Origin of the sequence: Microtetraspora malaysiensis, from assembly GCF_050947145.1 — a bacterium.
GTDB classification, from domain to species: Bacteria; Actinomycetota; Actinomycetes; order Streptosporangiales; family Streptosporangiaceae; genus Microtetraspora_A; species Microtetraspora_A malaysiensis.
Genome location: NZ_CP191999.1, coordinates 19,044 through 37,850, shown reverse-complemented (window position 1 = coordinate 37,850; position 18,807 = coordinate 19,044). Strand labels below are relative to the sequence as shown.

Below are 18,807 nucleotides of genomic sequence, written 5' to 3'. Positions count from 1 at the left end.
CTGCGCGTGGGACGGCCCATTTCGGCTGGGTGGCCGCCCGCTGTGCCGGGTGGGCGCCCTGAGCGCGGCTACGGTCGGTCACGAGGCAGCAGGTTGGCGACCACGGCGTCCCAGTCGATCCGCGCGGCCTCCCCGCCCATCGGCACCAGCTCGAACTGGCCGGACAGGAGCCGGGCCACCATGTCGTACGGCGACCGGAACAGCGTCCGCTCCCCGCCGCGCTCCACCTCCCACAGCGCGTACATCGCCTCGTCGTCCGGTCGGGCCCGCAGCGTGTACCAGGCACCCGCGATCCAGCCGGAGCAGACCACGGGCTGGTACTGGCCCTCGAGCAGCAGCAGGCGGGGGGCCTCGATGGTGCCCCAGTCCTCGATGTCGATCCGGACGAAGTACGGGTCGTCCGGCCGGTAGCGCAGCCAGGCGTTGTGGTACTCGTCCGTCACGTGGTTCCAGAGCGGCAGGTAGGTGCTGCGCTCGGCGATCGTCCGGTCAGTCATCGGTTCCTCCATCGGTGATGTCGTCTGCGGGTACGGCCTCTCCGTCCCCGCTGTTCGTCCGCTTCTCGTCCGCGCGGTCCGTCCGTCCGTCCGCGTCGTCCGTCCCCGTCTTCGTCCGCGCGGACGAGCCGCTCTCGTCCGCCGACGCGGAGCCCGACGAAGCGTCCTCGCGGATCAGCGCGAGCAGTTGCCCGGCGCGCTCGTTGGAGATCGTCAGGCCGCGCGCCTTCAACGCCGCTGCGAGGCTGTCGCGGGTCAACTTCTCCTTGCGCTCCTCGTGCTCGGTCCGGACCGCCCGTCCGTGTGGCAGCAGGTGCGACACGCTGACCTCACCTGCGGCCCGTCCGCTCGTCCGCGTCGTCCGTCCGTTCACCCGGGCGCGGACCGTCCGCTTATCCGTCCGTCCGTCGTCCGCCGCTTTCACGGCGGCCCGTCCGCGCGGACGGGCCGCGCCGTCCGCACTCTTCGTCCGTCCGGACGGGCGCCTCTCGTCCGCCGTCCGTCCGTCGTCCGTCCGCTTCTCGTCCGCGACGTTCGTCCGGCCGCCGTCCGCCGTCCGCGTGGCGGTCCGTCCGCCGTCCGTCCGCTTCTCGTCCGCCGTCGTGGACGCGGACCGTCCGCGCCGAAGGAGGATCCGGCGAAGCAGTCCGTCCGCCGTCCGTCCGCCGTCCGCTGAGGCTTCGTCCGCGACGTCCGTCCGCTTCTCGTCCGCCACCTCGTCCGCCACCTCGAGCGCGCCCGCGAGCTGCGGACGGTACATCGGGAACATCCCGCCGCCGACACGCTTGATGAACCGCGCGATCTTCTCCATCTCCGCCGCGGCGTCCGGGTCCATGCCGTACAACTCCTGCGACAGGGCCGCCATCTGCGTCAACGTCAGCTCCAGTTGAGCGCGCTGCGCGGCGACGACCGCCGCCTGCGCGTCCTGAACGGACTGCCGCGTCATGAGGACCTGGCGGCGCTCGCGCACCACCCCGACCGACGTCTGCGGCGACTGCACACCCTCACCAACCGCCCACCGGAACGCGGCGAACGTCTCCTTGCCGTGCAGCACCCACCGCAGGAAGGAGAACTTCGGCGCCCGCGGGTCGATCAACTGCTGCTCGCGGAGGTCCTTGCGGTGCAGGTGCCGCGAGTGCATCGACCACAGCCACGGCGACGCGAGCGAGCACGCCGCGAACAGCTCCGGGTAGTCCGGCACGTGCGTGTAGCTCAGGTATCCGGCGGCCGCGCCGATCGCGTAGGAGGTCATCCGCAGACGCCAGGCCGCGTCGCCCTCCCGCAGAGCGACGTGCGCGTGCCAGGACACGTACACGGCGACGGACTCGATGATCCCGGCCGCCACCGCGGCCGCCGGCGTCGGCCAGCCGCGCGCAACGAACGCGAGGGCCTGCCCGGTGACCGCGACGAGGTTGACGCCCAGGTTCGTGATGGACATGACCGCGAGCCGGCCCGCGGCCCGGGTCCGCTCCGTCCACCGCTCGCGCTGCTCGCGGTGGCGGGCGCGAGTCCGCTCGCGCTCGGCTTGTGCTTCGGCGGCGACGTGGGCCTTGCGCTCCTCGGCCAGGATCGCGTTCTGCCGGGCGACGTCGGCCTGGTGCTGGACCTGCTGCAGCGCTCGCTCATGCCGCGCCTCGGCACGGAGTCGCTCCTGCTCGATGCGGACCTGCTCCGCTTCAAGCCGGGCGCGCTCGCGCTCGGGGCTGGGGGCGAGGAACCTCATGCCGCCACCCCGTTGCGGTCCTGGAGGTTCGCGCCGATGCAGAGCTTGCGGCGCAGCTTGGGGTCGGTGCCCGCGATGACACCGATCGGGTCGTACGGCAGGAGCCGAGCCCGCTCGATGCAGGGGCCGACGAGACCGGTGAAGGGGCAGCCGCTGCAGCGCTTCTTCGCGGCCTCGTACGCGGCCTTGTACTTGGCCGGGTTCGCGCGCTCGACGATGGGGAACCAGTCGTCGGGGTCGGCGTCGGACTGGCGGCACACGGCGTCGTCGGTGAGGAGGAGCGCGTCCAGCTCGCGGAGGCGGGTGTCGCGCTGACGGTCGGCGGCGGATGTGACACCACGGCGAGGTGATGCCACGATGTGGCTGGACATCGGGTCTGGGTCCTTTTCGCAGAGGGGTAGACCTGGTGTTCTCAGGGCCTCGCCTGGAAGTGGAGTTCCGGGTGAGGCCCGCGGCTTTTGTGGTTGTGGCGGGCTTCCCGGTGGAGCGGGGAGCCCTTTTTCTCTGCCCTGCTATGCTCGTGTTTATGAGTAAACAGGTTTGATACTGTTCATGCTGCCTCACCCGTGATCCACTTGTCAACCCGATTGCACTGATCAGCCCAATCCAGTCCGTAATACGATCAACACCACCCGACCAGCAGCGCAAAGGAGGACCCGCCCGTGCCCGTCGTGCGGTTTCCCGAGGTCCTCACCGACCTCCGGACCAAGATCCTCGACGGCACCTATCCCGCGGGCGAGCCACTCCCCCACACCGACGCCATGAAAGAGACCTACGGCGTCGGCGCCCACGTCATCACCCGAGCAATGAGGGAACTCAAGGCCGAGGGCCTGATCTGGCGCGTCGCCAACCGAGGCATGATCGTCCAAGGACCGGCCGTCGTCATCGAGATGCCCATGGCGATCACCCGCATGCACGAAGTCCAGGAATGGGCCCTCGCCTGCAGACGAGCCGGCACCACCGGCCACCTCACACCGGTGTCAGGCGGCTTCCGCCACGACACCGCCACCACCGACGTCGCCCAAGAGCTCGGCCTTGACGAAGGAACACCCATCGCGACCTGGGAATCCCACGGGACCATCGCCCAGCAGGTCGTCTGCATCGACCACACCTATGTGTCACGGGAACGCAAGGACGCTGGCCCCGCCGCCTTCGACGTACCCGCGCATGCCGCGCTGGTAGACCTCCGCATGAGCGTCCGCCCTGCCACCACCGACGAAGCGCGCACCATGAAGATCAGCAGAGGCAGCCCTGTCCTCGACGTCATTCGCATCACCCGCGACGACACGGGGCCCGTCCAGATGCAGCACCGCGCACTCAACCCACAACGAGTCCGCCTTGTCGGGCGCGGCCTGGCTCTGTAACTCCAGAACCGAGGAATAGCCGAACACGCATTGAAGGGCCCGTTCACCCTGTGCAGGGTGAACGGGCCCTTCAATGCGGAACATCATTGAGTCGAGGGAACCCCTCGCACAAAATTAGCCCTGCGCCGTAGCCTGAACATGTCAGCGATCAGGAGGTGCAGGGCCGTGATTGACGCTAGCACGGAGCCCGGCGCGCGGCTACGAGAGCTACGCAAGCGCCGAGGGCTCACACAGGAAGAACTCGCCGAACAGGCCGGATTAAGCCTGGCGGTGATTAAGAAAATCGAGCAGGGCGGAACCGCCCGCATGGAAACCTACCGGCAGATCGCCCAAGTTCTCGGCGTCCAAACCGTGTGGTTTGTCTCCCCCGGTTCACCCCGCCCCACCACAGACACCGGCGACGACACCGTCCTTGCGGAAATGCGCTCCGCCGTCACCCCACCCATCGGCTTCGACGGCAGTCCCATCCTCGGGACCGCCGACTACGACGACATCGCGCTCCCCCGGCTCCGCGACGCCGCCGTGGCGCTCGGACGGGCGTACCACGCCGACCGCTACGACGACCTGGCCCACCTGCTGCCCGCGCTGGTCCGGTCCGCGCACTACCACGTCCTCCGGTTCGACGACGACGGCGACGACCGCGCGGAAGCGTACCGGCTACGTTCGGCCGTTCTCGGGCTCGCCGGCCGGTACCTCATCCAGGTCCGGGCGCACGATCTCGCGCTGATCAGCCTCCAGCGTGCCCAGCAGGACGCGCTCGTGATCGGCGACATGCCCTTGGCCGCCGCCGCCATGAGCAGCCAGGCGTGGGCGATGCTCAGGCAGGGCCGGTTCTGGGAGGTCGAGCAACTGTGCGCCCAGGCCGCCGACCGCATCGAGCCGCGCATGTCCACCGCCACCACCGACGAAGTAGCGGCATGGGGGAAGCTGCTCATGCGCGCCAGCGCCGGAGCCGTCCGGAACAACCGGCCCGAAGAGGCCAACGAGTACCTGACCCTTGCCGAAACCGCAGCTACACGCGTCGGTCGAGAGCACATGCTGGCCGGCCAGTTCGCGTTCGGGCCCCTCTCGGCCGCCTTGCAGCGACCCGAGAACGCCATGATCGAGGGACGGCCAGATGTGGCGCTCGAAGCGATGGCGAACCTGCCCCGTGGCGTCGGTCGGACGAACTCCTCCACCCGGAACCGGGCACGACTGGACGAGGCGCGGGCCCTTATCAGGATGGGCGACGCCGACAAGGCAACTGATGTCATGGCGGGGCTACGGCACACAGCCCCGGAATGGCTCCGATATCAGCAGGCCGCACGCGACGTGACCAGCGAAATCGTGGAAAGCCGAACCCGGACGCTGTCCAACGAACAGCGGAACCTCGTCGATTTCCTCGACGTCGAGGACTAAGGGATACGGAACGTATCCCTTACAAACGCGGCGCAGCCAAACGGCTGCGCCGCGTTTCTGTTGCCCAACATCACCACGGCATACCGTCAACCTCAGTCGGAGGTGCGGAAATGCACGCGGAAACCCCACTGCACGACCTCGGGATCTGGCCCAGCCCCGCTGAAATTCTTCAGGGCGAGTACCCCGAGTGGCGCATCTGGCGTGACGTGAACGAGAACGGGCGTCACGGCGAATGGGTAGCGCAGCACCACACCATGCACGACCTCGTGCTCCGCGCCTCCGACATCAATGACCTACGCCAGCACCTGGAGACAGCACGCCGCGAAGCGGCCGAGCGCGGGACAACGCCAGCGCCACCATAGGCGCTCATCCCACGTAGAAGCCGTCGCTGCGGCCAGGAGGCCCAGCCGTGAAGGACAGCACCACCGCCACGGTGCCAGTCGCGCCCGAAGACGCACGCACTCGGCCGCAGAGCCCTGCCGAGCGCATCGCCACCGAACTCTGCGACGCTCTCGCCAAGCACAACATCCCCGCCCACGCCTACGTCCGCCAGTCTGGCCGTGCGGTCGTCTCCATATGCGCCGGCCTGCTCGCCCACACAGACGGGGCAGTCATCTGGTGGAACGTCCCCGACCTCGACGGCTCCCGAAGCCGCACCCTCATGACCTACGCGAGAATCCCGAAAAGAGCCGCCAAACGGCTCGCCCTCGCCCACGAGCAGCTCCGTAGCGTCCCTCTCGCAGACCTCCTCAGCAGCGGCCGTATCACCCTGTTCGGGCTCCTGCTCGCCCGGGAGGAGGACAGCCAGCATGAGCCCCACACCCTGTGACGATGCGCGAGCGCAGGTCGAGGCCCTGCAGCGGCAGACCCGCCTGTGGCTGATCATGTGGCGGCCGTACCAGCGCACGTACAGCGCGATCTACGCAGGTGACGCGCCTACCGGCGTCATCGTGGACGCCGACACCCCCGACGAGCTGCGGCAAGCCATGGCCACTGCCGTCTTCGATCTCTGGCAGACCTCACCCCTGCGCCCACAGTCCGGCCGCGCCCCCGTGCGGCTGGACGAGGTCTGCCAGACCTAGATCCCGTGGCCCGGAGAAGACGACCGGCTCCTGCCCTGCTCGGGGGGTGGGCTGGCGCGAGGGGAAGGCGGCACGTCTCTCCGGGCCACGGAATTCAATGGCCGCTGTTCGGCAAGCACGGCGGCTGCATGACCGCGTGCAGAACAGCGGTCGCCTCCTGACATCCATCCGTAATCACGACAAGAGGAGGAACAATGATGTCCCTGCCCTACCCCGTGATCGAACACCTGCCTCCGGACTACGTGAGCCGCCTCATTGGGGCCCGCGTGCTGGTCACTGGAGGCGCAGGTCTCGTCGGCAGCCGCATCGTGCATGTCCTCACTGCTATAGGCGCCCATCCTGTGGTGCTGGACCGTATGGACGCCTACCCGCATTCGGTCCGCGGCCTCTTCGGCCTGGACGAGACCATGGACATCGTCCTTGGCGATGTCCGCGAGGCCGCCACCGTCCGTACGTTGGTCGACGGGGCGGACTACGTGATCCATGCCGCCGCCTACGCCGACGTCGCGGCCTGCACCCGGCAGCCGGAGGTTGCGTTCGCCGCCAACGTCGCTGGCACGCAGACGATCCTGCAGGAGGTTCGCACCTCACGCACGGTACGGCGGCTGGTGTTCGTGTCGTCGGCGTCAGTGTACGGCGACGGCGCCGGCAGCGTAGTGGAGTTCTGCGAGGACCAGCCCACGATTCCGATCAGTGTGTACGCCAACTGCAAGGCATGGGGGGAGCACCAGGTGCGGCTCATGCTGGGCGGCAGCCGGGCGGAGTACGTTGTGCTTCGGTACTTCTCTGTGTACGGGGACCCGCAGGTGCCCAAGCCCGGCTCGCACTCGTGGATGGTGGCGTGCCTGTCGATGCGCGCCCAGCTCGGGTTGCCGCTGCTGCTCAACGGCGGCGGCTACCAGGTGCGGGACATGGTTCACGTGGACGACATCGCGTGCGCGACCGTCCTCGCGCTCGTCGCCGACCGGGCCGCCGGACAGACGATCAATGTCGGCACCGGCATCCCGACCTCGGTCAGGCAGATTGCGGAGCAGATCGCCGCCCATTACCCGGGCGCGCAGCTTGTGGACGCGCCCCGCCCCGCTGACGACCCGCTCGGCGGGTACGCCTCCACCGCGCGGAGCCGCGAACTGCTGGGCTGGGAGCCGCGCATCGCCGTGAGCGATGGAATCGACCGGTACGTGGCCTGGCTGAAGGCGACGCCTCAAGCGATTCCCCGGTGGCTGGCCGACACCCCGGTCGTTGCCGCGTGACCCCCTTGAGGGAGCTGGCCGGGCAGCGGCGTCTCCCTGACCACCAGGTCATGGACCAGGACACCCTCTCCTGGATCATCGCCAACCGGCCCGTGGTCGGGGCTGCGGGGCTGCCGTACGAGCCGCTGCTGCTCACCCCCGCCCCCGCCTGGTTCCTCAGCCGGCGGCAGGCGGATTCAATCCACGGCATCGGGCACCAGGCCCGCGTCTGCGTGCTCGCGTCGCTCCTTGCTGAGGAGTACCGCCTCGATGGGGACGACCGGGCGGCGTTGTGCGTCGCCGCCGCGGTGCACGACTGCCGGCGGCGGGACGATCGCGCCGACCCTGGGCACGGCATGCGGGCCGCCCGCTGGCTGGCCCGCCACGCAGACGCCGTCACCGCCTTCTTCGGGCTTCCCCTGCCCGTGGGGCAGGTGGCGCGGGCGTGCGTGGCGGTCCGCCTGCACGACGTTCCCCCGACCGCCCGCACCAGCGGCGACCGCAGCGCCTACCGGCTCGCGCCGATGCTGGCCGAGCTGCTGAAAGCCGCCGACGCCCTGGACCGGTACCGGCTGCCCGCCCTGCGGTGGTGGCCCGACCCCACCTACCTGCGGGTTTCCGTCCCGCACTGGGCCCACGCTGTGGCGTTCGACCTCATGGCGCGCAGCGAGCAGGCACGACTCGACGGCGCCACCCACCACCAGGCGCTCACCCACGCCCTGCAGACCCTCACCCGGCAGTAGAAGGACCACCGGATGCACGCCCCCGAGTGGGATTACGCCCACACCGACTTCGCCGCGCCTACCGACCGGCCCGCCCCGGCCGGGCTCGCCGCCAGCGAATCCGACTGGCGCAGCTACCTCGAAACCCAGACACCGAACGGGTGGCTGCTGCGGGACAACGCCATGCTGCAGGCCCTGACCAGCGGCCGACCGATCTACCTCATGCACACCACCAGAGCGCTGGACATGATCCGCACCACCGGGCAGCTCTGCGCGTCCGCGGGGTGCCTGGTCGGGGCGCTGTACTGCGCCCCCCTCACCGTGGAGGCGGCCGGGTTTCGGCCGCACAACCTCGGCGCCTACCTCCTGGAGACCAAACCGGACGCGCAGCCCCTGGTATTCGAGATCACCCCGCAGACGCCGATCCCGCTAAAAGGGCTGGACTACCTACGGCTCGGCGGCATCCACCTGCGGACCTACCTCACGTACCGGGGCGTCCTCACCCCGATCGAAGACGCCGAGCTGCGCTCGGCCGCCGTCGAGCAGGTCCACGCATCCGCCGGATGCCTCAACGTCCTCCTCGCCAATGCCCACGGCGTCGCCACCCCTAGCGAGGAGTTCATCGACCAGCTCGCCGTCACCGTCCCGAACCTGCCGTTCCTCGGCTACCTGTACTTCGAGGTGCTGTCGGAGTACCTGCTGCTCTACTCCATGACCCCCGAAACCAAGGCGCTCGCGCAGGCCGGGGAGATGAACACCCGCCTCACCAAGGCCCTGGCGTTCGCCGCCGTGGCCAGCATGGGCCGCCTGTTCGACCTGGCCCTGTTCGGTCCCGATCATCACCGGCTGGTGGATCTGGTCGGGCAGGTCGAACCCGGCCTCGCCGCCGGGGCGGCCGCGTACGTCCGGGAGCGGCTGTCGCACTTGTTCGCCGCCCTGGCCTTGGCTCCGCACCAGGACGCGGGCGAGGTCACGTTCCGCGGTGCCGGCTTCGACGCCCTTGCCCGGGTCGCACCGCACCTGCTCGGGCACCTGATCTTCCAGCAGATGCGGCGCCTGCCCCGCTACCCGCAGCACTTCCATGTGTTCGAGCAGGCCAAAGCGCTGGAGGTCTACGCCTACTGGGTCGCGAACGGGATACCCGCCCCGTTCAACGCGCGGCTCCCCAAGGGCGAGATCGGCGTGAACCCGGCCCACCCCGGCAGGGTCGCGGTGTGGGCCGCCGACGTGTGCGAGCGGGGCCTGCTCCACCCCGTCGAGCAGCTCAACGTTGCTTTCGTTCCGCGCCTCACCGACCTGCACCTGACCGCGCTCGGGCGGGCCCGCTTCGCCCGCACCCCGCGCTGACCATCGATCACTGCGCACACCGCGCCCACCTGGAAGGGAACACCCTGTGCATATCGTCCTGCTCGGCGGCGCCGGATACATCGGCGCCGTCGCTACCCGTCACCTGGCCGCGCAAGGCCACCACGTCACCGTGGTCGACGGGCTGATCTACCAGCGCGACGACGACCCCGCCCGGCTCCTGCCCGGCGCCACGGCGTTCGTCCACGCCGACCTGCGCGACCCTCTCGCATTGCGGAAGGCGGTCGCCGGCGCGGACGCCGTCGTCCACCTCGGCGGGCTGGTCGGCGAGCCCGCCTGCGCCGTCGACGAGCGGCTGGCCGTCGAGCTCAACTACGCCTCCCCGGTCATCGCCGCCCAGGCCGCCATCGAGGAGAGCGTGCCCCACTACGTGCTCTTCTCCTCCTGCAGCGTCTACGGGCAGCGGGAAGGCACCGTGGACGAGGACGCCACCCCGAACCCGCTCGGCATCTACGCCCGCACGAAGGTCGCGGCCGAGCGGACGGCAACCGCGATGCTGACGGGGCGGGCGGCGGTCACCGTGCTGCGGCTGGCCACCGTCCACGGCCGCTCCCCGCGCCAACGCCTGGACTCCGTGGTCAACAGGATGACGGCGCAGGCCGTCTGGACCGGGCACATCCCGCTCAACGGCGGCTCCCAGCGGCGGCCGCTCGTGCATGTCACCGACGTCGCCGCCGTCCTGGCCGCCGTCGTGTCCGCCCCGGCTCCGGAGCCGCGGGTGTTCAACGTCGGCGCCGACGTCCGGAACTTCACCATCGCCGAGATCGCCGAGACCGTGCACGCGCATGTGCCTGGGTCGCGGATCGAACGCGGCCCCGAGCGTGACGAGGCCGACGCCCGCGACTACCGCGTGAGCTTCGCGAAGCTCGCGGCCACGTTCCCGCACGCGTCCTGCCCGACCGGCCTGTCCACCGGAGTCCGTGAGGTCGCCGATGCCGTGGCCGGCAAGGAGCTGGGCGACCCGAACCAGGACGAGTACGACAACTACCGGGGGCTGATCGCGTCCCGCCGGTCCGGGCGCATCGCCATGCTGGGCTCACCGGAGTGCGACCGCCTGTACGAGGAGTGCGCCGCCATCGATTGGAGCGCCCTGTGATCCGCACCGAGGAGCAGCCGCTTCTGCCGTGGAACCGGCCCCTCATCGGGGACGAGGAGATCGCCGAGGTCACCGACACCCTCCACTCGGGGTGGCTGACCCACGGCCCGAAGGCGATCGCGTTCGAGCAGGCCGTGCGGGACGACCTCGGTGTGGAGGACGCATTCGCGGTGTCGTCCTGCACCGCCGCGCTGCACCTGGCGTTCCTTGCCGCCGGCCTCCAGGACGGCGACGAGGTGATCACACCGGCGTTGACGTTCTGCGCGACCCCGAACGCGCTGCTGCAGACCGGCGCCCGGCCGGTGTTCGTGGACGTCGACCCGGCCACCTTCAACGTCGACCCCGGCGCGGCCGAGGCTGCGATCACGCCTCGGACGCGGGCAATCGTGGTCATGCACTACGGCGGTCACCCATGCGATCTGGCGGCGTTCCGCAAGCTGGCCGACGCCCGCGGGCTGCTGCTGATCGAAGACGCCGCCCACGCACTGCACGCCACCCGCGACGGCAGGCGGGCGGGCAGCGTCGGCGACCTCGCCACGCACAGCTACTACGCGAACAAGGTCGTAACCAGCGGGGAAGGCGGCATGCTGGTGGGCCGCGCCGAGCTGGTCCAGACTGCCCGCCTGCTGGGCCGGCATGGCATCAACTCGTCGGTGTGGCAGCGGCACGGCAGCCGCAGCACTGCCGACTACGAGGTGACCGTGCCCGGCCTCAAGTACGTCATGCCGGACATCACTGCGGCAGTCGGCCTCGCACAGTGGCGGAAGCTGCCCGCGTTCACCGCGCGCCGCGCCGAGATCGCCGCCACCTACACGAGGGCCTTGGCAGGACTGCCCGGCCTGGCCACCCCGACCGTCCTGGCCGGAGTGCAGCCGGGCTGGTTCCTGTACTCGATCTTCATCGACCCGGATGTCGCGCCGCTCACCCGCGACCAGGTCGCCGAACGGCTCCTCAGCGAGTACAGGATCGCGACCAGCAGGCACTTCACGCCCGTCCACTACCTGCAGCTCTACCGTGGCCTCGCTACCGGCCCGCTGCCGGTCACCGACACCGTTGCCGCCCGGCAACTGTCCCTGCCGTGCTACCCCGCGATGACCCACGAGGATGTCGACCGTGTGGTCGTCGCCCTGCACGACGTGTGGAACGTGTGAGCGTGGCCGGGATCACAACCAGCCTGTTCAGCCAGTTGGAAGGCAGGCGCTGGTCAGGCACCCCGCGCCACGCTCACGAATCGGCCCGAGCCTTGGGTGGCGGCCACTAGGGTGGGCGGGTTAACACGACGGGAACGACGCATATCCGGGCACCCTGCTCGTCCCCCATCAGGTGACACGCCCAGCGCTCCACCCATCCGGGAGACACGATGACCAACCCGAAGGCCACCATCGACGTGGTGGTCCTCACCATGAACGACCGGCCCGAGCCGTTCAAACGGGCGATGGAATCCCTCCTCGCCCAGCAGGACGTCGAGCTTCGTGTGGTCATCGTCGGCAATGGCGTCGAACCCGATTACGTACCAGCCGGGGCCCGTGCCGTGGTCTTGGCCGTCAACGAGGGCATCCCCGCAGGCCGGAACGTCGGCGCTGATGCCCTCGCCGGGCCGGACGCCGGCGAGTTCGTCTTCTTCCTCGACAACGACGCCGTCCTGCCTACCCCCGACATCCTCGCCCAACTCGTGGTCGTTGCGCGGCGACATCCGGAAGCGGCCTATATCCAACCGCGTATCGCTGATCCCGACACGGGAGTGACGATGCGCCGCTGGGTTCCACGCCTACGGGCTGCAGATGCTGTCCGGCCAGGTACCGTCACCGTTATGGCCGAGGGCGTGGTCCTGGTACGCCGCGCTGACTATGAACAGGCAGGCGGGTGGCCCGGTCACTTCTTCCTCTTCCATGAAGGCATCGATCTGAGCTGGCGGCTTTGGGACCTGGGACGCACCGGTTATTACGCCCCGGACATCGTCATCCACCATCCCGCGACTAATCCTTCCCGGCACGCGGACTTCTTTCGTCTCGTCGCCCGTAACCGGGTGTGGTTGGCCTATCGTCGGTTGCCTGCGGCGTTGGTGCCCGTCTACCTGATGACCTGGACGGTGCTCAGTATTGCCCGGATCCGCTCCTGCAGGCATCTCGGCGTCTGGTTCTCCGGGCTTGCGGAGGGGCTCAAGGGCGGGCACGGGCAGCGGAAGCCGATGTCCTGGGCAACCGTTCTCCGGCTGGCCCGCGCTGGTCGCCCTCCGATCGTTTGAGTGTCCCCGCTACAAAGTGCGCTCGTTTTCGACTGAGCCAGGGTCCGGAACGCGAAAAGGCGCCCCGCTCCTCCGCGAAGGAGGAGCGGGGCGTCCCCGTTTCAGCCAGCGGCTACTCGTTGCTGGTCTTCGTCTCGTAGCTGGGCTGCTTGGTCGAGCCGAGCAGCACACCAAGGACCGGCCAGTGCTGCTCGGCCGCCCGCGCGAGGCCGTAGTACAGGCCCGCGCCGAACACGGTCGCGCCGAACGCGATCTGACCCTCGGTCAGGTCGGCGATCTGGATGTCGTGCAGGGCGAGCCAGCCCAGACCGCCACCGACGACCTTGGGCACGAGGGTCCGCCACAGACTGATGATCCACTGATGGAACATGATCTCTCCTCGGAAACAACGAAACCCGGCACCAAAGGCCGGGCAGACATGGGAAAGGCCAGCAGAACGGGTCAGACGCGGTGCAGGACCGCCTTGAACGCCGACGACGTCTCCAGGGTGACCACACCCGAAGCGTTGTGCCGGATCATCACACGGACCCGCTGATCTGGTCCCGCCTTGCACAGGCCGCTGAACGTGTGGTCGACACGGCCGGACGCGTCGGCGTGGACCGTCATCAGCCGGCCGATCGGCCATGCGATGTCCACCAGCGCGCCGTCCGCCTTGTGACGGGTCAGCCCGACCTGGACCGGCTCGTCCGGCGCGAACCCCGACAGTGCGACATGCGCCGTCACATCGGCCCACATACCCGAGGTCGGAGCGATGGACTGCCCGCCGTCCGGGTGGACCTTGTCGGTGTCCTGCCACTCCTGCGTCCACCACGGCTGGTAGTCCAGGCCCGCAGGGACGGTAACCATCTTGGCCAGGCCGAGCGACACGATCCCAGGCATCTCGTCTTTCTCCTCCTTGACCGGGGCAGGCTTGGCAGCAGTCCCACCGCCAGGGCGGGGCGCACCCCGCTTCACCCACTGGTAGAGCTGCTCACCAGGGCAGGACGTCGAATAGCCGTCGCGGTGGCCCTTGATCTCCGCCCCGGCGCCGCCGTGCGCGCGGAGGTACTCGATCGCGTCCACGATGCCATGCAGCATCCCCGGCGGCGGCACCACCAGGCCGGAGTTACCGACCAGGCCGAGCACGGCGTAATGGCCCGAATTGAGGCCGGCTCCGTTGGCGGCGGGCAGGTTGTGCGGGCCTCGGCCGACGAACACCTTCCGATGGGCACAAACGCACAGGCTGTACCCGATGTCCATCCAGCCGTTGGAGTCCATGTGCTGCCGCTGGATGGCACGCACCCGCGCTACACACAGATCATGGTCGTCCACCATGCGCGGGTCCTCGCGGCCGCCGGTGTAGTGGACCTTCACACCCTTGGTGGACGCGAGGTAAGTGTGGGCGCCTTTCGCGTCGCGAGCACCCCACTGGCCGCGAGTCACGAGGTCAATCGCCATGGGAGCCCCCCGTCTCGTGTTGCTCACGCTGTTCGTCCGGGTCGGGCAGATGGCGGGCCACGCTCGCGATGACCCGATGCTCAGCCAGATGCGCCGCCAAAGTGTCCTCGACGCGGCGCTGGCCGCGCTCCACCCGATCCACCACATCCCGCAGCGACCCACCATGGTTCGGGTGCAACTGCTCCTCGATCGTCGCGAGCCGCACCATCACCCCAGGTCGGCCCGGCACGCCAGGCCGGCCATCAACACCGGCCCAGTCCTCCAAGAAATCACCGGCTCTCTCAGTGAACTCCCGGATCTTCTTGCCTGGCTTCACCACCAGGATGTAGATGCCACCCGCAGCGTTCGCCAAGATCGAAATGACACCTGCGGCAGCGAGGACCGTCTCCGTTGCCATCACACCTCCCGCCCGAGCGCCTGACGAAGCTCCTCCCGGCGCTCCTCGATCTGCTCCGGATCAGGCAGGTAAGTGCCCTTGAGCTGACTCAGCCGCTCATACGGATCGACACTGGCCTCAGCCTGAACTCCGCGGCCCAGCGCTTGAACCCGCATCGCTTGGCCCGGCTGCGGATCGACGATCCGGACGAGGTTCTCCTCCACCCAGCGGATGCGCTCCATGTGCGCCTGCCTGGCCTGCCCTGTGGAGTCGGAGTTGCCGAGCGTCACCGGCCGTCCCAGCCGCATGAACCCCGCAGCGGCCGCCGCATCGATGGCGGCGTTGCTTCGCAGCTCAGGCGCGGGGATATGCAGCTGCAGCATCGCCACCTTCAGCAGCGTGTCGATGTCACCAGCGTCGAACCCGTACTCCGCCACCAGGTTGTCGAACGTGCACGCGGGCAGCAGGTAGGCGTGAAGCGTCCCGTCAGGGTTGCGCGTCATCACCGTCCAGCGCGCCACGCCATCGTTGTGCACGCCCGTGAAGGCGTCGACGATTTCCCGCTCGATCACTTCGGTCATTGCTTCCACACCCAAAATGAGAAGTCGAACAGACTGCCTGCAGCCTTGGTCATCTCGAAACTGAAACCACCGTTGTTACGCCCTCTGAGGCTGGACGGCAGCACATCCCACATGTAGAAGACATTGCCGACAACGAAAGCATCGCCGCCCGTGAACGTGTAGCCGTAGCCGACTGACCCCCCGACCACGTTGGATCCGCTGAAGGTAACGTTGCCGCGCCCAACCGCGCCGGACGCGCCCGGCGCCCCCATCTTCCCGAAGAAGTCCACCCAGCCGTTCGTCGTGAGATTCAACCGGGCCGCCGAGTTCGTGGTCCGGAGATTCAGCGTGGTGCCGTTGATATCCACGTCACCGCCGCCCCACAGCCGGATCCTCGCCTCTGGAATCGACCCGCCCGTGATCGACCAATCGGAGAACCCGGACCCCAGCAGCAGCGTCGGCGTACGCCCATTCGCGCCAACCGCACCCCCGAGGGTGATTTCCGGCTCCGCACTCACCGTCGCCGGACCACGGATCGCCGCGTACGTCGACCCGTTACTGCCGTAAAAGCGGATCTCCGGGTACGACGACCCCGCCGGGTTGAGCACCATCCGGTTTCCGCCAGTACCCGACGACGCCTGCCCGATGATCGCCACAGAGCCATCGCCAGCCGTGATCGCCACCGTCTGCGTCCCACCGGCGTTGTAGGCCCGCAGCCCGGTGGTGTCCAGCTCCACCCGCGCACCCGACGAACCCGACCGCAGGAAGAACGTGCCGTTCGCCCCGGCAATAGAAACCGTCTGGACGTTGCCTGCGCTCCATGCGCCGATCCCGCCAGAGTTGAGCTCCACCCGCGCACCCGACGAGCTCGTGCGGACCGTCGCGCCGGTGATGACCATGCCGTCGATCGCGCCAGCCGCGATGTTCCCCGCCTGGACGGCATCTGCGGAGATCTTGCTCGCCGTGACCGCGCCGGCCTTGATGTGCCGGGCCTCGACCGCGTCCACCGCGATGTGGCTGGCCCGGACCGCGCCAACGTCGATCTTGTCGGCGGTGATCGCGTTCGACTGGATGTGCCCAGCCTGGATCTCCAACGCGCGGATCAGCCTGCCGGTAATCGAGTTCGCGGTGATCTTCGCATCACCCGGGATCGTCCCGTCGATGATGTTCTCGGCACCGTCGATGATCTCGCCGATCACGTCTGTGTCCACCAGCGACGCGGTGGCCACGAAGGCATGCACCGACTCACCCGACTCGTTCCCCGACCGGTCCACGCTGGTGAACCAGAACTCGCGATCCGCGCCGTACGGCTGGTGCGGCACCACCACCGACCCCGCCGCGTCCAGATAGCCCACGACCTGGCCGCCCGGCGCGAGCGGGTCCTGCATCCACACGCGGACCGCGCGGAAGTCGGACGGCATCGGGACATCGCCCTCGCCGAGCCCGTCCCACGTGACGTAGATCTGCCCGAGCCTCGTGGACAACGTCGGAGCGGTCGGCACCGGCGGCGGCGTCACATCATCGGGGATCGTCACGGCGACCACGGCCGAGAACTCGCCCTTGACGCCTCTGCACGTGGCCCGCACCTTGAAGGCGTACTCACCGCCGACCACCAGCGGCGAAACCGTCGCCGACGTGTCCGACCGGTCCGTCGCCACCACCATGAACCACGGCGCGCCGAACTCGTTCACCCGCACGAACAGCTCGTATCCGTCCGTGTCGACGGCGACCCCGCCCACGTCCGTGATCACCGCGCCCCACGTCGCGACCGCTAGGCCCTGCGGGAACCCCGCCATGTCGACGTAGGCTTGCGCGTCAACGATCAGCCCTTGCGGCGCCGCGGGCACACGCGCAGTCGGCGACTCCGGAGCTGGCCGGGCACCGGACCCGCCGTCAGCGGTCGAACCGCCGACGATCCCCGCCGTACGGCGGGACTGCCGGATCTCTCTTTCCAGAAAACGATCATTTAAGACGAGGTTCCCGGCGATGCCGTCCCTGCCCATGGTCAGGGTGACCTGCCGGACCCGTAGCGACTCCATCGCCCCGTGATCGGACGGCGCGAGAATCTGATCACCCGGCCGGTAATCGCGCCACGGCAGCCACCGCGCCGCCTGCGGGGTGATGCCGCGGGTGACCTGAACCCGCTCACGGCCCGCCCTCTCAAGCGCGGACTGCGCGAGCAGCGTCGCCGTCCCCGGATCGCTTACACCGCCCTGGCCGATGTACTGCTCCCACCGCCCCCACGGCGCAGTGGCCCCCGGGTTGGTCAGCTCCAGTCGCATGCCCTCATCACCGACGACGAGCACTGCAGAAGCGGCGTCCTCCAAGGTTCCCTTCGTGGGCGCCTCGACGACATCCCTACCGAACTTGAGATCGACCGGTGCAGTCCCGGACGCGAGGTCGCGCGCCAGCACGGTGTCGGCGTTGAACACGCGCAACGTCCTGCCCTGCATCTGCCAGTCGACCATGCCCTGCTCGGACAAGTTGATCAGGCAGGTGAGCAGGTCCATGCCGGGCTCGTAATAGATCGTGATGATCTTCGCCCACGGGGCACCGTTGCTGTCGTGGGTCGTCGTGAAGTCCCAGCCGAAGCCCGGCACCGCACCCCGCGCACGCCCCTCAGCCAGCCACGTCTGCAAGATCTGGCCGGGAGTCGCGGACAAGAACGGCCGCTTGCCGTCGACCAAGGCGTCAACGCTGGCCGGCGGGTACAGCACGAGCTTGCGCGCCATCCACGCATACCCCGGCAGCTCATACGAGCGGGCACTGGTCGGGTCGGACTCGTTCCCGTCACGGACGATCCGCAGGAACCGCGAGTCGGGCGGCTCGGCCCACGCTGTGCCATCCCAGACTTCGACGGCAACCTCACACGGCACGGCCAGCAGCCCAGCGCCGGGCACGTGCGCGGTGTAGCTGACCTTCAGCGCTGGCACATCGTCGAGCGGCCAAGCAGCCTCATACTCCAACGGCTGCAGCGGCCCCCGCCGGGGCCCGTTCGGTGCATAGGCGACGAGCCGCAGCCCGAACCGCTGAGTCTCACCCGGAATGATCACCTGCACTGCCGCCCCCGCCCAGCTCATTGATGCGCGCCTGCTGCTGGTCCACCGCTGCCGACAGCAGCGCGTTCTCGTACACCAGGCCGTCGATCCGGCGGCGCAGCGCGGCCACGACCTGCTCCCAATCGACGTTCACGCCCTGGCCCTGATTCACGAAGCGTTCCCCTCCCGCAACAGCTCCCGCGACATCTCCAGACGTGCCGCCGCGACCACAACCGGGTCGATACGGACGGCGTCGCGGATCTTCTGACACACATCACTCGCAACCAGCGTGCGAGCCTTCCGGCCACTGCCGGTGCCCTCCTGGGCGATGCTGACGTTCACCCACTGCTCACGGCAGGTGTCGATCTGCTCGCGGATCATGTCCCGAGCCGAGACGGCGTCCATCAGCATCGGCGAGCCCATCGCCGCGTCGGCCTGATGCACCGACAGCGCCGACTCGTACAGCAGCACGTCCAAGGCCTCGTCCACGCTGGACAGGCCGTACACGACCGCCCTGTTCTCGATCGCGATCTTCGGGACGTACTTCACCAGCCGGCCGCCGGGCATGACGTCCTCCGGCACCTGGTACGTGATCACCCACAGAGGCACCCGCCCAGAGACATCGCAGGTGTCCTCAACCGAGGTGACCACCCATTCCTGCACCGCCACGCG

General features: G+C 69.0%; 21 protein-coding genes. 11 read left to right on the top strand and 10 right to left on the bottom strand.

Features of this window, described 5'->3' with window-relative positions; translation table 11 throughout:
* Window positions 1-68 precede the first annotated feature (68 nt).
* The 3 genes from ACQP1V_RS42870 to ACQP1V_RS42860 are packed head-to-tail and all read right to left on the bottom strand — an operon-like array spanning window position 69 to window position 2,591.
* Window positions 69-497: a hypothetical protein gene (locus tag ACQP1V_RS42870; protein WP_433426421.1), complete on the bottom strand. Its 429-nt coding sequence runs from the start codon at window positions 495-497 to the stop codon at window positions 69-71.
* On the bottom strand, window positions 490-2,220 hold the full coding sequence (locus ACQP1V_RS42865; protein WP_433426419.1) for a hypothetical protein: 1,731 nt from the start codon (window positions 2,218-2,220) through the stop codon (window positions 490-492). The genes ACQP1V_RS42870 and ACQP1V_RS42865 overlap by 8 nt, the downstream gene beginning before the upstream one ends.
* Entirely contained in the window at window positions 2,217-2,591 is a 375-nt protein-coding gene (locus tag ACQP1V_RS42860; protein ID WP_433426416.1) for a WhiB family transcriptional regulator, read from the bottom strand. Before ACQP1V_RS42860 ends, ACQP1V_RS42865 begins: the two co-directional genes overlap by 4 nt.
* Window positions 2,592-2,882: 291 nt before the next feature.
* On the opposite strand from ACQP1V_RS42860, the gene ACQP1V_RS42855 reads away from it, so the two are divergent.
* The 11 genes from ACQP1V_RS42855 (at window position 2,883) to ACQP1V_RS42805 (ending at window position 12,724) form a co-directional block, all read left to right on the top strand.
* Window positions 2,883-3,584: a GntR family transcriptional regulator gene (locus ACQP1V_RS42855; protein ID WP_433426413.1), complete on the top strand. Its 702-nt coding sequence runs from the start codon at window positions 2,883-2,885 to the stop codon at window positions 3,582-3,584.
* A 165-nt stretch (window positions 3,585-3,749) separates the two neighbouring features.
* Window positions 3,750-4,982 carry a helix-turn-helix domain-containing protein gene (locus tag ACQP1V_RS42850; RefSeq protein WP_433426410.1) on the top strand — a complete coding sequence of 411 codons (1,233 nt, stop codon included), beginning with the start codon at window positions 3,750-3,752 and terminating at the stop codon, window positions 4,980-4,982.
* Window positions 4,983-5,092: 110 nt separating this feature from the next.
* Complete coding sequence (locus ACQP1V_RS42845; RefSeq protein WP_433426408.1) at window positions 5,093-5,344, top strand: hypothetical protein; 252 nt, start codon at window positions 5,093-5,095, stop codon at window positions 5,342-5,344.
* A gap of 47 nt (window positions 5,345-5,391) precedes the next feature.
* A complete protein-coding gene (locus tag ACQP1V_RS42840) occupies window positions 5,392-5,811 on the top strand; it encodes a hypothetical protein (RefSeq protein ID WP_433426406.1) in 420 nt (139 codons plus the stop codon).
* Window positions 5,792-6,064: a hypothetical protein gene (locus tag ACQP1V_RS42835; RefSeq protein ID WP_433426403.1), complete on the top strand. Its 273-nt coding sequence runs from the start codon at window positions 5,792-5,794 to the stop codon at window positions 6,062-6,064. The genes ACQP1V_RS42840 and ACQP1V_RS42835 overlap by 20 nt, the downstream gene beginning before the upstream one ends.
* Before the next feature lie 194 nt (window positions 6,065-6,258).
* Window positions 6,259-7,317 (top strand): NAD-dependent epimerase/dehydratase family protein, encoded by a 1,059-nt coding sequence (locus tag ACQP1V_RS42830; RefSeq protein WP_433426401.1) that lies wholly within the window; start codon window positions 6,259-6,261, stop codon window positions 7,315-7,317.
* Window positions 7,314-8,039, top strand: coding sequence for a hypothetical protein (locus ACQP1V_RS42825; protein ID WP_433426398.1), 726 nt, complete (start codon window positions 7,314-7,316; stop codon window positions 8,037-8,039). The genes ACQP1V_RS42830 and ACQP1V_RS42825 overlap by 4 nt, the downstream gene beginning before the upstream one ends.
* A 12-nt stretch (window positions 8,040-8,051) precedes the next feature.
* Complete coding sequence (locus tag ACQP1V_RS42820; protein WP_433426396.1) at window positions 8,052-9,365, top strand: hypothetical protein; 1,314 nt, start codon at window positions 8,052-8,054, stop codon at window positions 9,363-9,365.
* Between the two features lie 46 nt (window positions 9,366-9,411).
* Window positions 9,412-10,479, top strand: a complete 1,068-nt coding sequence (locus tag ACQP1V_RS42815) for an NAD-dependent epimerase/dehydratase family protein (RefSeq protein ID WP_433426393.1) — start codon at window positions 9,412-9,414, stop codon at window positions 10,477-10,479.
* On the top strand, window positions 10,476-11,630 hold the full coding sequence (locus tag ACQP1V_RS42810; RefSeq protein WP_433426391.1) for a DegT/DnrJ/EryC1/StrS family aminotransferase: 1,155 nt from the start codon (window positions 10,476-10,478) through the stop codon (window positions 11,628-11,630). The genes ACQP1V_RS42815 and ACQP1V_RS42810 overlap by 4 nt, the downstream gene beginning before the upstream one ends.
* 209 nt (window positions 11,631-11,839) lie before the next feature.
* The gene (locus tag ACQP1V_RS42805) at window positions 11,840-12,724 is read left to right on the top strand and encodes a glycosyltransferase family 2 protein (RefSeq protein ID WP_433426388.1); all 885 of its coding nucleotides are present in this window, start codon (window positions 11,840-11,842) and stop codon (window positions 12,722-12,724) included.
* A gap of 112 nt (window positions 12,725-12,836) precedes the next feature.
* Here the strand turns inward: ACQP1V_RS42805 and ACQP1V_RS42800 are convergent, their stop codons facing one another.
* From ACQP1V_RS42800 to ACQP1V_RS42770, 7 genes are all read right to left on the bottom strand, one after another.
* Window positions 12,837-13,094: a hypothetical protein gene (locus ACQP1V_RS42800; RefSeq protein ID WP_433426386.1), complete on the bottom strand. Its 258-nt coding sequence runs from the start codon at window positions 13,092-13,094 to the stop codon at window positions 12,837-12,839.
* 71 nt (window positions 13,095-13,165) lie between these two features.
* A complete protein-coding gene (locus ACQP1V_RS42795) occupies window positions 13,166-14,161 on the bottom strand; it encodes a hypothetical protein (RefSeq protein WP_433426384.1) in 996 nt (331 codons plus the stop codon).
* The gene (locus tag ACQP1V_RS42790; protein WP_433426381.1) at window positions 14,151-14,558 is read right to left on the bottom strand and encodes a hypothetical protein; all 408 of its coding nucleotides are present in this window, start codon (window positions 14,556-14,558) and stop codon (window positions 14,151-14,153) included. Before ACQP1V_RS42790 ends, ACQP1V_RS42795 begins: the two co-directional genes overlap by 11 nt.
* On the bottom strand, window positions 14,558-15,118 hold the full coding sequence (locus ACQP1V_RS42785; protein ID WP_433426379.1) for a hypothetical protein: 561 nt from the start codon (window positions 15,116-15,118) through the stop codon (window positions 14,558-14,560). Before ACQP1V_RS42785 ends, ACQP1V_RS42790 begins: the two co-directional genes overlap by 1 nt.
* On the bottom strand, window positions 15,115-18,156 hold the full coding sequence (locus ACQP1V_RS42780) for a hypothetical protein (RefSeq protein ID WP_433426376.1): 3,042 nt from the start codon (window positions 18,154-18,156) through the stop codon (window positions 15,115-15,117). The genes ACQP1V_RS42785 and ACQP1V_RS42780 overlap by 4 nt, the downstream gene beginning before the upstream one ends.
* Window positions 18,134-18,307 carry a hypothetical protein gene (locus ACQP1V_RS42775; RefSeq protein ID WP_433426373.1) on the bottom strand — a complete coding sequence of 58 codons (174 nt, stop codon included), beginning with the start codon at window positions 18,305-18,307 and terminating at the stop codon, window positions 18,134-18,136. The genes ACQP1V_RS42780 and ACQP1V_RS42775 overlap by 23 nt, the downstream gene beginning before the upstream one ends.
* Complete coding sequence (locus ACQP1V_RS42770; RefSeq protein ID WP_433426370.1) at window positions 18,304-18,804, bottom strand: hypothetical protein; 501 nt, start codon at window positions 18,802-18,804, stop codon at window positions 18,304-18,306. The genes ACQP1V_RS42775 and ACQP1V_RS42770 overlap by 4 nt, the downstream gene beginning before the upstream one ends.
* Between the last annotated feature and the right edge of the window lie 3 nt (window positions 18,805-18,807).